Annotated in this window: 13 protein-coding genes; 7 read left to right on the forward strand and 6 right to left on the reverse strand. The window is 40.2% G+C overall.

Annotation, left to right across the window (positions count from 1 at the left end):
* Positions 1-52: 52 nt before the first annotated feature.
* From ISP07_RS11860 to ISP07_RS11890, 7 genes are all read left to right on the forward strand, one after another.
* Positions 53-1,747, forward strand: coding sequence for a cyanophycinase (locus ISP07_RS11860; RefSeq protein WP_209327735.1), 1,695 nt, complete (start codon positions 53-55; stop codon positions 1,745-1,747).
* 87 nt (positions 1,748-1,834) lie between these two features.
* Entirely contained in the window at positions 1,835-2,248 is a 414-nt protein-coding gene (locus ISP07_RS11865; protein ID WP_138599817.1) for a hypothetical protein, read from the forward strand.
* A gap of 71 nt (positions 2,249-2,319) precedes the next feature.
* Entirely contained in the window at positions 2,320-3,408 is a 1,089-nt protein-coding gene (locus ISP07_RS11870; protein ID WP_209327736.1) for a 6-phosphofructokinase, read from the forward strand.
* Positions 3,409-3,621: 213 nt separating this feature from the next.
* Positions 3,622-4,785 (forward strand): efflux RND transporter periplasmic adaptor subunit, encoded by a 1,164-nt coding sequence (locus tag ISP07_RS11875; protein ID WP_054552174.1) that lies wholly within the window; start codon positions 3,622-3,624, stop codon positions 4,783-4,785.
* 12 nt (positions 4,786-4,797) lie between these two features.
* Positions 4,798-7,929 carry an efflux RND transporter permease subunit gene (locus ISP07_RS11880; RefSeq protein ID WP_209327737.1) on the forward strand — a complete coding sequence of 1,044 codons (3,132 nt, stop codon included), beginning with the start codon at positions 4,798-4,800 and terminating at the stop codon, positions 7,927-7,929.
* On the forward strand, positions 7,929-9,332 hold the full coding sequence (locus ISP07_RS11885) for an efflux transporter outer membrane subunit (protein ID WP_209327738.1): 1,404 nt from the start codon (positions 7,929-7,931) through the stop codon (positions 9,330-9,332). Before ISP07_RS11880 ends, ISP07_RS11885 begins: the two co-directional genes overlap by 1 nt.
* Positions 9,333-9,460: 128 nt before the next feature.
* The gene (locus tag ISP07_RS11890) at positions 9,461-10,078 is read left to right on the forward strand and encodes a TetR/AcrR family transcriptional regulator (protein WP_209327739.1); all 618 of its coding nucleotides are present in this window, start codon (positions 9,461-9,463) and stop codon (positions 10,076-10,078) included.
* Between the two features lie 126 nt (positions 10,079-10,204).
* On the opposite strand, the gene ISP07_RS11895 is transcribed toward ISP07_RS11890, so the two are convergent.
* From ISP07_RS11895 to ISP07_RS11920, 6 genes are all read right to left on the reverse strand, one after another.
* Positions 10,205-10,714: a hypothetical protein gene (locus ISP07_RS11895; protein WP_138599813.1), complete on the reverse strand. Its 510-nt coding sequence runs from the start codon at positions 10,712-10,714 to the stop codon at positions 10,205-10,207.
* Positions 10,715-10,723: 9 nt separating this feature from the next.
* Positions 10,724-11,716 carry a tetratricopeptide repeat protein gene (locus tag ISP07_RS11900; RefSeq protein WP_138599812.1) on the reverse strand — a complete coding sequence of 331 codons (993 nt, stop codon included), beginning with the start codon at positions 11,714-11,716 and terminating at the stop codon, positions 10,724-10,726.
* A gap of 39 nt (positions 11,717-11,755) precedes the next feature.
* Positions 11,756-12,268, reverse strand: a complete 513-nt coding sequence (locus tag ISP07_RS11905; RefSeq protein WP_209327740.1) for an Ig-like domain-containing protein — start codon at positions 12,266-12,268, stop codon at positions 11,756-11,758.
* 14 nt (positions 12,269-12,282) lie between these two features.
* Positions 12,283-13,875 (reverse strand): DUF4331 domain-containing protein, encoded by a 1,593-nt coding sequence (locus ISP07_RS11910; RefSeq protein WP_209327741.1) that lies wholly within the window; start codon positions 13,873-13,875, stop codon positions 12,283-12,285.
* 122 nt (positions 13,876-13,997) lie between these two features.
* Entirely contained in the window at positions 13,998-14,687 is a 690-nt protein-coding gene (locus tag ISP07_RS11915; protein ID WP_209327742.1) for an anti-sigma factor, read from the reverse strand.
* Positions 14,684-15,214, reverse strand: a complete 531-nt coding sequence (locus ISP07_RS11920) for a sigma-70 family RNA polymerase sigma factor (protein ID WP_138599809.1) — start codon at positions 15,212-15,214, stop codon at positions 14,684-14,686. Before ISP07_RS11920 ends, ISP07_RS11915 begins: the two co-directional genes overlap by 4 nt.
* Between the last annotated feature and the right edge of the window lie 280 nt (positions 15,215-15,494).

Raw genomic sequence — 15,494 nt, forward strand, 5'->3', positions numbered from 1 at the left:
CAAAAAGCTGCGCAAGCAATTTTCTAATATTTTTTTACAAGAGTGTAACAATATGAACATCCTTAAGGAGCAAAAGGCTAAATATCAAACTTCAGCTTTATCGTTGGTATTTAGTTTGTTTTTCGCATCATTTGGCAGCAAAGTTTATGCAAATGATCAACAGCAAACGTTAGTTTTAATTGGCGGTTCTTTGACCACCTGCTCAAGTATGAGCCCTAAAAATTGTCTTTCGAATAAACAGATTAGTGGTAAACAGACTAATCAATATCGATTAAATAATGATGCTTTATCTGCAATAAAGACAAATTGGCCAACCAAGAATAAAAAAAATCGTCAGCAAACGCTAAAGGTGTTAGCACAGATTGCACGTCTAAAGTCAGGTGTGATCACCAAAAGTGATATTTTATGGGCATGGCGTGATTTAGATAACAAGTTACTAAACGAGCTTACTGATTCAGAATACAACTTTGTCATAGACTCACTTGAAGTCGCTGTATTAAATACAGATTCAACCCGTCAAAAAGAGCAGGTTAGTACAAGAGATAATGACGAAAGTGCAGCCAATGATATTTTAGACTTTGTTACTGCTTCATTAAAAACAACCACCGAATCACCAACAATTTTAGCGGTTACAGCATCAAGCAGAGATCCATATGAATCAGCTGACTTTTATGAAGGGTTATTAAACTTTACTGGTGTAGAATCAAGCTGGTTACCTCTTACTCCTGCCTTAGCAAAAGCGATTACCAGTAAGCAATGTGACAGTTTGGATTCTTTACGTACAGAGTCTATGGGCGTTTTTAATCGTGAGACTATTTACCCTGATCGAATCAAGGCCGAAAAAGCGCTTTGTGATAAAGGGGTCGATCATTTAGTTAAGCTGATTAAAAACGCGACGGGTATTATGTTTAACGGTGGCGATCAGAGTTTAACCAGAAAAGTACTGTTTGATGATAACGCTAAGCAATATCCTTGGACTCAGGCAATTTTACAAAGACCATTACTTGTTGGCACAAGCGCAGGTACAGCGGTGCAAAGTGGTGGTAAAAATGCATATGGCACAGTGCCGATGATTTCAAATGGTACAAGTTTAGCGGCAATGAGAGAAGGCTCGTTTGCGGTATCACCGCCAAGTGAGCGCTGTGAAAATGAATGCGGTGATAAGCTTTCGGCTGATAGTCTTACCTATGAAAAACAAGGTGGGCTTGGCAGCTTTACTTATGGTGTTCTTGATACACACTTTAGCGAGCGCAACAGAACAATGCGTTTGGCAAGATTACTGGCAGATACCGGGCAACAGCATGGTTTTGGCATTGATGAGACCACCGCCCTTGTATCAATTCGAGCTGGTGAAACTGCACTAATGACGGTGATTGGTAAAGGCGGTGTCGTGCATGTTAAATCAGATGCTAAAAACAGCGGCGCAATCAGTTATTGGCCTGCTGGTGCAGTTATTGATGTAACAAAGGATGGTTTTACTCTAGCTAAACGAACTGTTGATAATGCACTCCCTAGTATTAAAATTCCGCCACTGCCGATGCAGCGTTTTGGCACTATATTTTCAGATGCTAAATTACGTTCGCTTGTACAAGCTATGTGCTTAACACAAGAGCAACAAGCAGTCGCTCAGCATGATGAGTTTTTATTGGATTTAAATGCCACTGACAATACTCATTATTACCGTGTAAACACCAGTAGTACAGGCTGTGCGGTAGAAAACCTAGCCTTTAAAGTTAAGACATTTTAAGGGTGTAAGGTACTGAAAAAGTAGTGGATTATTTGTTCATTATTAGTTAGCGTAAGACTAATAATGAACAAACCATGGAATGGGGTTATGAAATATAACGTACTACTTTTATTTATTTTTGGCTGTTTATTTGCCTATTTATCTATACCAGTCATAGGTTATGGTTCAGCTATTGCGATTCCAACCGAAGTACTTTCAGCCCTTTATGACTTGTCACCTAACTTTGCTTTATCAATGGTTGATATCGTTACTTTAGGCCTTCCTTTGTTAGCGTTACTTTTAGTATTTTTACTCATTAGTAAGTCCCTGTACCTTAGAGATAAAGCGTATTCATACTTTATATTGCTGACACCATTTTTAGCGCTGCATTTATATTTTGCTGTTAACAGCTTTTCTGCAAATATTGATAACACCACTTTACTGACTAGTCTGCCTAAGTATCTATTACTAGTGCTTTTTGTTGCGCTTTTTTCTACTCATAAGAAACCGAACTTTAGTTGATGTAAGTCATACGAGAAAGTTCAACATATAAGCTAATCTGTAATTAATCAGTGAACGAAGTTGATAACACAATGAAAAAATTACTGCTATTAACAAGTGGGGGTGATTGCCCTGGGCTTAATGGGGTGATCAGAGCGGTGGTTAAAGCAGCCGAGCATGATGGCAATTGGCAGGTGTATGGTAGCCGAAGAGCTTACTGTGGTGTGCTTGAAAAACCAAATGATATTATACACTTAACTAGTGAAGTGGTGGCGGGTATTCATGTTCGTGGTGGAACAATTCTCGAAACTGTTAATAAAGGGAATCCAACCGCTTTTCCTGCTGAAATAGCAGGCGAACAAGTGTTTATTGACCGCTCTGATGAGTTAATCAGTATTATTAAGCAACTTGGGTTTGATGCCGTTATAAATATTGGTGGTGATGGTTCGCATAGGGTATCTCAGCATTTATTTGAGCATGGCTTAAATATCGTAGGCGTACCAAAAACCATTGATAATGATTTATATGGCACTGATTACACAATTGGTTTTCAGACTGCTGTCGACACCGCCACCGAAGCAATTGATCGATTAATACCAACAGCGCAAAGTCATAACCGAGTGATTGTGACTGAGGTAATGGGACGCGATGCCGGTTGGATTTGTTTGCACTCTGCTATTGCAGCTGGCGCAGAAGTCGCGCTTATTCCAGAAATTCCTTACGATATTGAAGCGATTAAAGCCAAACTAACATCACGTTTTGATAAAGGCCACGGATTTGCCAATATTGTCATTTCAGAAGGAGCTAAACCTGTTGCTGGTGGTGTTGTTAGTAAACAATCAAATGAACTCGGTTACGAAAACCCTGTACTAGGTGGTATTGCTGAGCAGCTTGCTTCACAAATACGTGTAGCGCTTGACCTTGATGTAAGAGTAACCGTATTAGGGCATATTCAACGTGGTGGCACACCTAATGCGTTTGATAGGGTGCTTGCAGCAGAGTTTGGGGTGCAAGCATTTGAGCTAGTAAAGCAAGGCCAATTTGGTTTTATCCCTGTCAGTAAAGACGGTGAAATTAAACCAATCAGTTTAAAAGAAGCTACTTCTGAATATCGTGTCATCCCTCTAGAACATCCTTTAATAACAAGTGCCCGCGCTATGGGCATGTGTTTAGGCGAATAATCTGCGAATTGATATAACTTCAATTCGCATAACTAATAGTTTTAAAACAACTTTCTCAGTTACGTTCGCAATAATTCAATTAGCAATTTATTTATTGCACAAAATTCATGCGTTAAAGCAAGCATTTTATTTAATGTAAAGTTCTTTAAAGATGGTTGATCTGTGCCTTTTTTGGTTTAGAATGATCGTTCACTCTAAACTAAGGAACTACACATGCAGCGCTCTCGCATTCCATTTTTTGCACTGTCAGCTTTGGCTGGTGCTGTTTTATTATCAGGCTGCGGCCAATCAGAATCGGCTCAAGGGCAAACGCAGGCAGCTCAAGCTGTTCCTGTTGGCGTTATTGAGATGCAAAGTAAACCACTTACACTAACTAAAGAGTTACCAGGTCGTGTGGCTGCTTCACGTATTGCGCAAATTCGTCCGCAGGTTAACGGTATTATTCAGTCTCGTATGTTTGTTGAAGGTGCTGAGGTTGAAAAAGGCCAAGCTTTATATCAGATTGACCCATCTACATTTGAAGCTGAAGTAGCAACTAGTAAAGCTGCTATTACTAAAGCTCAAGCCAGTATTGCTAATGCCAAGGCAAAAGCAGAGCGCTATAAAGAGCTATTAAGTATCAAAGCTGTAAGCCAACAAGATTACGACGAAGCTGATGCAGCATACAAAGGTGCAAAAGCTGATTTACTAACGGCTCAAGCGCAGCTTAAAACCGCTGAAATCAATTTAAACTACAGCAAAGTATTAGCGCCAATTAGTGGCCAAATTGGTAAATCAGATGTCACTGCCGGTGCCCTTGTGAGTGCTAATCAAGCAACAGCATTAGCAACCATTACTCAATTAGACCCAATCTATGTTGATTTAACTCAGTCAAGCAGTGAACTAACACGTTTGAAAAAAGCCATTGCTGCGGGTGAGCTTGATAAAGATGCCGCTTTACATTCAAAAGTTGAATTAAAGATGGAAGACGGCAGTACTTATCAACATAAAGGTACATTGCAATTTTCTGAAGTGACTGTTGATCCAAGCACAGGCTCAGTAACCTTGCGTGCTGAATTTCCTAACCCTGAAAAATTACTGTTGCCTGGTATGTATGTTCGTGCAGTGATTGTTGAAGGTGTGAAAAGTGATGCGATTTTAGCACCACAGCGTGGCGTAAGCAGAAACACCAAAGGTGAGCCTACAGCCATGGTTGTAAGCAAAAACAATACCGTAGAAGCACGCGTACTTAAAACTGATCGTACTGTCGGCTCAAATTGGTTAGTGACAGATGGCCTAAACAGTGGCGATAAGTTAATTGTTGAAGGTTTACAGAAAATCCGCCCAGGTGCACCAGTCAATGCAATGCCTGCAGAATCAGCAGCAAACAGCCAGTAACGGAGAAACTTAATGTCACGATTTTTTATTGATCGGCCCATATTTGCATGGGTACTTGCTATCGTTGTGATGCTGGCAGGTATCTTAGCAATTAGAAGTTTGCCGGTTGCGCAGTATCCATCAATTGCACCACCTGCAATTAGTATTCAAGCCACATACCCTGGTGCGTCGGCCCGTACTTTAGAAGATACGGTTACACAGGTTATTGAACAAAAAATGAAAGGGCTAGATGGCTTGCTCTACATGTCTTCAACCTCTGAGTCTAACGGCTCAGCGACATTAACTTTAACTTTTAGTGCAGATACAGACCCAGATATCGCACAGGTTCAAGTACAAAACAAATTGTCGCTTGCAACACCGTTATTACCAGAAGAAGTACAGCGTCAAGGTGTCTCGGTTGCAAAATCTGCTCGTAACTTCTTAATGGTTGTAGGCTTTGTATCTGAAGACGGCAGTATGAACAACATCGATATCGGTGATTATGTTTCATCAAACGTGCTTGATATTATTTCGCGCGTAAACGGTGTAGGTGAAGTACAGCTGTTTGGTTCTCAATATGCAATGCGTATTTGGTTAGACCCAGCTAAGTTACTTAAATACTCGTTAACTCCTGCTGATATTAGTGCTGCAATCAGTGCTCAAAATGCGCAGGTTTCAGCAGGTCAATTAGGTGCGTTGCCAGCGGTAAGTGGCCAGCAATTAAATGCAACGGTGACTGCACAAAGCCGCTTACAAACACCTGAGCAATTTAGAAATATTTTTGTAAAAACAAATGCTGATGGTTCAGTTGTTCGTTTAAGTGACGTTGCTGATGTTGAATTAGGTGGTGAAAATTACGGTGTTGTTGCGCGTTTTAACGGCAAACCGGCATCAGGTTTAGGTGTTAAGCTTGCCAGTGGTGCTAATGCACTTGATACAGCAGATGGCGTAAAAGCCGCTCTTGCTGAACTTGAGCCTTTCTTCCCTGAAGGTTTAACAACGGTTGTTCCTTACGATACGACGCCATTCGTATCACTTTCAATTGAGAAAGTTGTAAGCACTCTAATTGAAGCTGTTGTGCTGGTGTTCTTGGTCATGTACTTATTCTTACAGAACTTCAGAGCAACACTTATTCCTACTATTGCAGTACCTGTTGTATTACTCGGTACATTTGCCATTTTACAAGTGTTTGGTTTCTCAATTAATACCCTAACCATGTTTGCGATGGTACTTGCCATCGGTCTACTGGTAGATGATGCCATCGTCGTCGTTGAAAACGTTGAACGTGTAATGACTGAAGAGAATTTATCTCCTCTTGAAGCAACACGTAAATCAATGGATGAAATCAAAGGTGCCCTTGTTGGTATTGCGATGGTGCTCTCGGCAGTATTCGTGCCTATGGCGTTCTTCCCAGGCTCAACAGGGGTTATTTATCGCCAGTTCTCAATTACCTTGGTAACTGCGATGAGTTTATCAGTGCTTGTCGCATTGATTTTAACGCCAGCTTTATGTGCGACAATGCTAAAACCAAGTCATGTACATAACGATAAATCTTTATTTGGTCGTTTCTTCCTTGGCTTTAACCGTGGTTTTGAAAGAACGAACTCGGGTACACAAGGTTTTGTGTCTCGCATGATCAAGCACAGTAAACGCTATTTACTTATTTACGGTTTAATAGTGGGTGGCATGGTGTTTATTTTCTCACAATTACCATCGGCATTCTTACCAGATGAAGACCAAGGTATTTTGTTTAACCAAGTAAGCCTACCTGCCGGTGCAACAACCGAGCAAACTTTAAAAGTTGTTGAAAAGATGGAACATCACTTCTTAGAAGAACAATCAGAAGCGGTTAAGTCTATCTTTACGGTAACAGGTTTCAGTTTTGCAGGTTCTGGTCAAAACGCGGCAATCGGCTTTGTGGGTTTAAAACACTGGGATGAACGTCAGCGTCCTGATTTAACCGTCGGTGCGGTTGCGGGTAAAGCCATGGGATACTTCTCAACGATTAAAGAAGCGTTCGTATTTGCTTTCCCACCTCCTGCTGTTGTTGAGCTTGGTACTGCAAACGGTTTCACCTTGTTCTTACAAGATAGGGTTGGTCTAGGTCACGAAAAACTACTTGAAGCACGCAACATGTTTTTAGGTATGGCTGCACAAAACCCGGTGTTATCAGGTGTGCGCCCGAATGGTCAAGAAGATAAGCCAGAGCTTGAGCTTGATATTGATTTAGCAAAAGCCGAAGCATTAGGCCTAACGCAAGCAGATATCAATAATACGTTATCAACGGCTTGGGGTAGTAGCTATGTGAATGACTTTATTGACCGTGGTCGTGTGAAAAAAGTGTACTTACAAGGTACGCCTGAATCACGCATGGTGCCAGAAGACCTAGATGAGTGGTATGTACGTAACAATAATGGTGACATGGTGCCATTTACTGCCTTTGCTCATTCTTATTGGACTTATGGCTCACCTCGTCTTGAGCGTTATAACGGTTTTTCAGCGATGGAAATCCAAGGTGCGGCTGCACCGGGCTACAGTACTGGTCAAGCGATGGCTGAAGTTGAAAAAATGGTTAAGAAGTTACCACCTGGTGTATCGTTCGAATGGACAGGTATTTCATATGAAGAACGTTTAAGTGGTGGTCAAGCGCCATTACTGTATGCACTTTCATTGTTGGTTGTATTCCTATGTTTAGCGGCGTTATATGAGAGCTGGTCAGTTCCTGCAGCGGTAATGCTTATTGTACCGCTTGGGGTCTTTGGTGCGTCGATTGCGTCATTTGTATTTAATTTATCAAACGATATTTATCTCCAAGTGGGTCTATTAACCACCATAGGTCTGGCATCAAAAAATGCCATCTTAATTGTAGAGTTTGCAATTCATAAAATGGATGAAGGTATGAAACTTGTCGATGCCGCGGTAGCAGCTATTCGCCTTCGTTTACGTCCAATCTTTATGACATCAATGGCATTTGTGTGTGGTGTACTACCACTGGCAATTGCATCAAGTGCAGGCTCAGGTGCACAAAACGCACTAGGTATTGCTGTTATTGGCGGTACGCTTGCGTCATCGACCATTGTGGTAATCTTTGTGCCGCTGTTCTTTGTACTGGTGCGCCGAGTATTCCCAGGCAAAACAAAATCAACTAATGAGGAGCAGGCATAATGAAAGCTAAACTTATCTCAGTGTCTGTTGCTGCACTTATGTTATCTGCCTGTAATATGGCGCCAGATATGGAGCAACGTGAATTACCCGTTGCTCAAAACTATGATATTCAAGGTACAGCGGGCGATATAAATGCGCTCAATTGGCAGTCATTTTTCAGTAATGCGCAACTTCAACAACTAATTGCGCTAACGCTTGAAAACAACAAAGATATTAAAACTGCTGCACTGAATGTGCAGCAGGTTAGAGCAATGTATCAGATTGAAGATTCTGCACTTTACCCAAGCATTGATCTCAATGCATCGGGAACTCGTCAGCGTCTTCCGGCAGATTTATCTGGTACTGGTCAAGCAACTATCTCTGAAAACTATTCAGCAACTGTAGGCCTAACCGCTTATGAGATTGATCTTTGGGGCAAAGTCCGCAACCAATCAGAGCAAGCTTTGCAAAACCTGTATGCTGCTGAGTACAGTTTAACCAGTGTTCGCATTAGTTTGATTTCAGAATTAGTGAATGCATGGCTTAACTATGCGACTGACAAAGAGCTATTGGCTTTAGCATACGAGACTTTAAAGTCTCAGCAGGAGTCTTTAGAGCTAACCCGTAAAACATTTGCTCTAGGTGCTGCCTCTCAGTTAACGCTATCGCAACTTGAAAGTACAGTAGCAACCGCTAAGGTCGATATTGCAAGCTATCAGCGTTTATTAAAGCGCGATAAAAATGCCCTCGATTTTCTAGTAGGTAAAACCGTCACTGCAGATTTATTACCAAGTGAAAGTATAGATGATGTACTTAGTTTGCCTGATTTGCCAGTAGGGTTACCGTCTGAGCTATTGACTCAGCGACCTGATATCAAAGCTGCAGAGCATGATTTACTGGCAGCCAATGCAAATATTGGTGTGGCAAAAGCGGCATTCTATCCAAGTATCAGTTTAACCGCGAATGCGGGGACAGCTTCTTCTGACTTGAGTAATCTTTTTGATTCAGGTTCAGGTACTTGGAGTTTTGTACCTTCGGTAAACTTGCCTATTTTTAATATGGGTCGTAATCAAGCTAATCTTGATGTTGCAAAAGCACAGCAAGAAATGGCAATAACCAGTTACGAACAAACCATTCAACAGGCATTTAAAGAAGTATCTGATGCCCTTGCTGACCGTGAAGGTTATATGCACCAGCTAGATGCCCTTAATGATTTGTACCAAAGTAATGAGCTATCTTTTACTTTATCGGATGCGCGTTTTCAAAAAGGCGCAGACAGTTACTTGCAAGTATTGGATGCACAACGAAATTGGTACAGTGCAGGACAACAGTTAATTTTGGGTAAGCAAGCGTATTTGGCGAGCCAAATTAATTTGTATAAAGCACTGGGCGGCGGCTGGAATGCACAAAATGCTGTGCAATAAATAAGCGAAAGCATAATTTATTTAAGGTTTTGCAGGTTCTTAGTTGTTTTGACTCTCCTCTAAGATTAAGATCCTGTAAACCTTGTTTAAATTAAAGTTAACCATAGTCAGTAAAGCTTGGAGACACCATGACGCAAAAAACAAAAAGACACAATGACCCTGCGCTTGCCGAGGCAAGACGTAATCAAGTGCTTTGTGCCGCGGCAGATTGTTTTCGACGTAAAGGCTATCATGGCGCGGGAATGGCCGAAATTTCTAAAACCGCGGGTATGAGTGCTGGCCATATCTATAATTACTTCGCCAGTAAAGAAGCAATTATAGAATCGATTGTTGAGCGTGATATGGAAGAAATGTTCTCAATCTTTAAAGAGTTTGCTGATAAACCCGGCGATCGTGTTACTGTTCTGCTAGATGGTCTAGGCAGAGGCGTTGAACGCCATACCGATTTGAATCAAGGTGCGCTTGATTTAGAAATGCTTGCCGAAGCTGCTCGTAATGAAAAAGTGGCTAACCTACTGCGTGAGTCAGATAGCCACGCCCGTGATTCAATGCGCGAATTATTAGTGGGTGAAAGAGGGCCGTTACAAGGAACGGCACTTGAAGAAGTGAATGCTCGTATTGAAGTGATGTTTTCTGTGATGGGGGGGCTTTTACTACGCAAAATGCTGAACCCAGATCTAGATATTAATGAATTACTTAAAGCACTTCGCCCAACAATGAAAACCTTGTTACTACCTTTTGAATAAAGCGCATCTACTAGCGCTTACTAAAGCTTTAGATAGTTACGAACTAAATTTCATGGCAATAAATCGATTTACAAAACGAAATTTTGCCTTAGTAGCATAGGGTTTTCATACCTATCAATCGACGTACTAATTAGGTAAATTGGTATCAAATGATTGATTATTTTCACTTAACGTGAACACTCTACTAAAGTTTGCAATGTCAGCAATTGCCTTGTGATTAGCATCAACTTCAAACAACGCACTGTAGTTTATGGTGAATGCTTGTGTTGTAGGGCATGTTATTTGAACAGGCACGACAATATATGATTCATTAAAATGTGAGTCGATTTTTAAATCCCCCTTATTATGCAGCTTACAGCCTATGTCATTCTGATTCACAACCAAATGTTTAGCTAAGTATTTTAAAATACTCTCTTTTTGGCTCTTGATCTCTTGCCATGTAATTACATCATTTGTGTTAATGTCAAAAGGTATAACATGTTCTAAGTCAATAACAGCAACTTGCCATTGCCCTTTTAACACTAACTGCTCGTTTTCGGTTTTTGTTAAGTTAAGATACGCTGTACTTAATTGATGGGCGTTTATTTTAAAGCTACATGCTATTAAAAATAAAAGAGCCGCTGCTAAGATTTTCATGATAATTCCTTAATTGCTAGTGTTAGTGAGTGCTAAAAGTTTTTTATCACTGTCTAATTTAGCTTGTTGCCAGTTCATTTCTGCCCAGTATTTAGCTTTTACATTATTTTTATCTAATGTTAAGTAATACAAAGCTAAATCACTGGCATGATAGGTGTCTTGACGCCGTTCTCTTAGTATCACTCGCTTTCTCATTTTTTCTTGCCATTTATCTGATTGGTTCTCAATTTTTTCAGCTTGCGCTAGGCGTAATAATATAGCGTCTTCCAAATTAGTATTTTCAGCAGTTAAACGTGCTAACGTTGATAATACTAGCTGGTGGTTTTTCTTTGCCATCTGAGCGTCAGCCCATAGAACAACTAAACTGACAGGGGCTGTTTTTAGGTCAAGGTTACTGAGGTAAGTTATCGTTTGTTCTGGATTGCCTAACCTATAGGCCATCTCGGCGAGCACATGACGCGTGTTTCTAGTCATTGACGATTCTTTTACAATGGTTTGTAAAGCTTGATAACTTTGCTCAAGTTCACCTGTTTGACTCTTAACATCGAGAGAGCAGGTAGAAATAGTTTCCAGTCCAACTAAACCAAATAATGATAAACACTGTGCAAGTGCTTGTTCAAATCGACCTTTAACCATCAGTAAATTTGCTTTTAATAAAATAGCATTCGTATGATCAGGTTTGCGTGAGATAACTTCTGTCAGAATATTAATTGCTGTTTCAAACTCATGTTCTCTTTGTAGTAAGCGAGCATAAAAATAATGTATATCGGGATCTTCGGTTAGAGTAATTTGTTTTTCTAAATAGCTTTTTAACATACCTTGATTTGTTTCTGTTTGACCAACAAATTGGCTTTTATTAAATAAGGCGGTTAGTTGTTCTTTAGTGAATTCAGTTTCTTTCGGTTTGCTTGATAAGGCTATAACATCTTTATCATTGGGTATATATGGGTCCGCATGAGTGTAAGTGCTAAAAACGAAAGCTATGTATAAAAGATATTTCATGATTGCTCCAGAAATAGCCATCCGTGGCCAAGCTAAAAACTAATTCCCGTTTAATAGATCATCAAAATTTGCCTCAGAACCTGTATTAATAAATTCTCGACCATTCAATCGAAGAGGGTCTGCATTTACATCTTGAATAAATGCGGCGCGACCAAGCGTTGCAAAGTCAACTTGTAAGGTCTCTATCGTGATACTTACTGTTGCTGTTACCTGACTATTCACACCATCACTGACTGCAAATTGAAAACTATCAGAACCGACAGTCTCTAAGTTTGGCGTATAAATATAGCTACCATCCGTATTTACATTTACAGTACCTAAACTTGGCTCACTCACTAAACTAAACGTTAACGTATCGCCATCAGGGTCTGAGCCTTCGAGCATGTCGTTAATAACGGTTTCAGTCTGAGTGGTTACCATTGCATCTTCTGCGCTAGGTGCTGAATTAACGACTTCAGTATCCATATTTTTCTTACTATCACTATCGTTACAAGCGACTAGTAAGCCAGACAATACAATGAGTGTGATACTTGAGAGTTGTAATTTACACATAATGACTCTCCTGTTTATTTAGAACCAGCAATTGGAGTAGCAAGGTATGGGAAACTGCTATCCATCATGCTTGCATCAAGAGGCGCACCATCTGTGAAAGGTACATTACCAACACTTGCATCATCTGATGTACACAAACCAAGATCTGTGTCTGTGCCATTAACTGGGATCGGATAACATAAGCGGCCCATTACAACACGTAATGCGATATCAACTACATCATCACCAGGGCGACGGCCATTCGGAAAGCCAGCTAAATCATCACCTGCGACACCAAATGCTGATTGCTCATTTTGAGGTGTTGCGGCAATTGCTGTGTTTAAGCGCAGCATTTCAGATGGCGTTACTGTAGCAAGTTGATTTACACCAGGGAAACCCGTTAAAAATGCGGTGACTAAATCATTTCGTGGGAAGTTAGTCGGTGCCAATGTTTCAATATCTGTGCCCAACGTCGTATTAACAGCGTCTTTAAAGAGAATATTTAATAATTCAGGTAAAGAAGGGTGGGTAACATAGTCGGCAAATTGACCATCATCGGCAGGTGCTGAAGTAGAAAATGTGTCTTTATCTTTAAGGCCAATTACTAATTCGTTCACTAATGGGTTACCAAGACGCGAAACCTGCGTTAAAGCTCCGCCATTTACCGAAGTTTTTGCAAATGCTGCATTAGGATTTAAAATGCGTGCTTGGGGCAAACTTGCGGTTGTCCAGCTACCAATTGTGCCATTCCCTTCACCTATTACACATTCTTTTGGTACTTCTACAGCAATTGCAGTGACATTCTTCATAGCTAAGTCATCATTATCAGCTGTTTGTGTAATCCCGCCAGGGAATCCACCACCATCGCCTGCACCTGGCGCACTATCACCTTCAACAGGGACGTAATTAACTAAATCAAATGTTTTGCCTAGATTCACAACAAATGGGTCTTTTCTTTGACCTACAAACACTTTGCCCATGCCATCACACCCAGGCAATGCGACACTATAAACAAATTGATTTGCGTACTCTTGGTATGAAGCCATTGAAGAGAATGTCTTATTACCAATGTAATCGAGAGGTTTATAAAAATCGTTGCTGCTATTGGTGGTGTTTGTCAGCATGCTTTTTGTACCGGAACGTTGTGGGCCAGAAATTACACTCACAGTATATGACTCACTGAAATTAACGGCTGCATTATTGCCTGCTGAAACGCCACCAACATTTTTTAGAGGAACTGCGACTGTTCTTTGATTACCCTCGGGACCGACGGTAAGAGCAACTCCCATATTGTTGTTCGGTAACATACTTTTAAAATTAAATGCGAATGTCATATCTTCAACAGCATCACCATCGTTATCAATATGGATGCTATAAGTCGCGTCTGGATCCATCGCAAAGTAGTTTGGTCCGCCATAGGCATCTTGCAAAGGAATATAATTGGCAATAAAGGTTACGTAGTCACTCCGACCTTCTTCGTAACTATTAAAAGCATAAAAGTCAGTCGAATCTAACGTTGGAAAGCGCGTAATATTAGGGGCTTCTCGGTGGCTAGATGCTTCAGAAATAGAAGTGAATAAGGTACTACATACTACAATAGTGATTAGAGATGGTATTACTTTGTTCATGACTTTTTCCTTAGTTGTAAAATAAGTCATTGCTAGTAACGAATTGGTAATCTTATTGGATGCAAAAAAGTTAAAGTTTTTTAGAAAAAAGTAAAAAGCCGTGTTTAAACACGGCTTTTAATTTACAAAATAATGAGTTCTGTAGTGAAAAGTACCTCGGTTGGAGAGCCATTTGGCGAGCCTCCTAGAGGTTCTAAACTGATAGCGAGTAGCGAGATTTCTGTCGCATCAAACTCTATGTGTTTTGATAACTCAAGTGTTCCCGATTTTGGTAGTAAACCTAAAGAAACCGGCGCATCTTTACCTTTTAAGATCATCCATAGCTCATAATCTTTATCAGTGCGCGGAACAAGTGCTGTTGCAGCTCGAATCGATAAGTTTTCATCTTTTACATCAATAAACCAAAGGGGTTGTTCAGCCTCATTTTTAAAAAGGGCTATTTGTTCTGATTTAACTTTCGTTATTTCCTGAGGTTGCCAAATAATTAAAGCTAACACTATACATGCAGCCGTAGCGATGAGTGACCAAGCTTGTAATATCGATGATTTAGATTTATTTGGCTTGTTCGTTATAGGTATTACCTGAGGATCGATCCTGCTAACAATTTTCTGCCAAACATGTTCATCTGGAGGCACAGATTCTATTGAACTTGCAAGGTTGTTCAAGTGTTGTTCCCACATCCAAGTTGCTTCACGTGCCCGCGTTGAAGTTAGCATTAACCGAGTGAATCTATCTCTTGCTGAACCACGTAATGTCCCCAGTACATATTCAGCCGCTAACATATCAATGAGTGTTTGATTTTCATAATTCATAGCGTTAAGCACCTTTGTAGTTGCTGTAAACCACGTCGGATCCAGCTTTTGACTGTTCCAAGCGGTGTCGCGATGTGGTCAACTAATTCGTGATGAGTCAAACCTCTATAGTATGCTAAATGAATAGCCTGTCTTTGCTGAGGATCAAGCTGTTCGATACAATCTACCAATTTGCTGTTGTCTTCATAATTAACATCAATAGGTAAATCATCTAAATGATCATTTTCATCAACAAGAGTTTGTTCCTTACGCACTTTGTGATGGCGAATCATATCTAGGCTTCGATATCTAACTATGCTGATCATCCAAGACATAACAGCGCCTTTAGATGATTGATATTCACTTGCGTTATGCCAAACTTTAACAAAAGCATCTTGTAAAGCTTCCTCGGCGTGCGCACGATTGCCAAGCATCTTAAGACTTATTGCGAAAAGTGTTGCGCTGGTCTTCTGATATAAGTGACCAAAAGCAATTTTATCGCCTTTAGCTGTAGCACTTAATAGGGTTAATAATTCATCGTTTTCCATAGATTTCCTTTGTTATTATTAATAACGATTAGCTGACAGTTTTAGATGCAATTCATTTATGTTTTTACAAAAAGAATGGTTTAATTTTGTAAAAGTAATTCTTTTCCATTAGTTAGCGTAGCAGGGTTGCAAGACAAGGCAAACTTGCATGTGAATATTATGTAAATTTGTGTAAGTTATTCATAAAGTAGTGAAAAAATGTCCTAAACTAAATTGGTAAGCTTTTTAATAATTGCTAAGTTGCTGATTTTTCATAGTCTATAAAGCTATTTAAATGGCT

Source organism: Pseudoalteromonas sp. PA2MD11, from assembly GCF_017808125.1.
Taxonomy (GTDB): domain Bacteria; phylum Pseudomonadota; class Gammaproteobacteria; order Enterobacterales; family Alteromonadaceae; genus Pseudoalteromonas; species Pseudoalteromonas simplex.

What these genes read in the sequence shown, in the direction of transcription:
- ISP07_RS11875 (WP_054552174.1), top strand. Translation starts at nt 3,622, where the DNA reads ATGCAGCGCTCTCGCATTCCATTTTTTGCACTGTCAGCTTTGGCTGGT.
- ISP07_RS11900 (WP_138599812.1), bottom strand. Translation starts at nt 11,716, where the DNA reads ATGAAATATCTTTTATACATAGCTTTCGTTTTTAGCACTTACACTCAT.
- ISP07_RS11910 (WP_209327741.1), bottom strand. Translation starts at nt 13,875, where the DNA reads ATGAACAAAGTAATACCATCTCTAATCACTATTGTAGTATGTAGTACC.
- ISP07_RS11880 (WP_209327737.1), top strand. Translation starts at nt 4,798, where the DNA reads ATGTCACGATTTTTTATTGATCGGCCCATATTTGCATGGGTACTTGCT.
- ISP07_RS11885 (WP_209327738.1), top strand. Translation starts at nt 7,929, where the DNA reads ATGAAAGCTAAACTTATCTCAGTGTCTGTTGCTGCACTTATGTTATCT.
- ISP07_RS11895 (WP_138599813.1), bottom strand. Translation starts at nt 10,714, where the DNA reads ATGAAAATCTTAGCAGCGGCTCTTTTATTTTTAATAGCATGTAGCTTT.
- ISP07_RS11890 (WP_209327739.1), top strand. Translation starts at nt 9,461, where the DNA reads ATGACGCAAAAAACAAAAAGACACAATGACCCTGCGCTTGCCGAGGCA.
- ISP07_RS11915 (WP_209327742.1), bottom strand. Translation starts at nt 14,687, where the DNA reads ATGAATTATGAAAATCAAACACTCATTGATATGTTAGCGGCTGAATAT.
- ISP07_RS11870 (WP_209327736.1), top strand. Translation starts at nt 2,320, where the DNA reads ATGAAAAAATTACTGCTATTAACAAGTGGGGGTGATTGCCCTGGGCTT.
- ISP07_RS11905 (WP_209327740.1), bottom strand. Translation starts at nt 12,268, where the DNA reads ATGTGTAAATTACAACTCTCAAGTATCACACTCATTGTATTGTCTGGC.
- ISP07_RS11920 (WP_138599809.1), bottom strand. Translation starts at nt 15,214, where the DNA reads ATGGAAAACGATGAATTATTAACCCTATTAAGTGCTACAGCTAAAGGC.
- ISP07_RS11865 (WP_138599817.1), top strand. Translation starts at nt 1,835, where the DNA reads ATGAAATATAACGTACTACTTTTATTTATTTTTGGCTGTTTATTTGCC.
- ISP07_RS11860 (WP_209327735.1), top strand. Translation starts at nt 53, where the DNA reads ATGAACATCCTTAAGGAGCAAAAGGCTAAATATCAAACTTCAGCTTTA.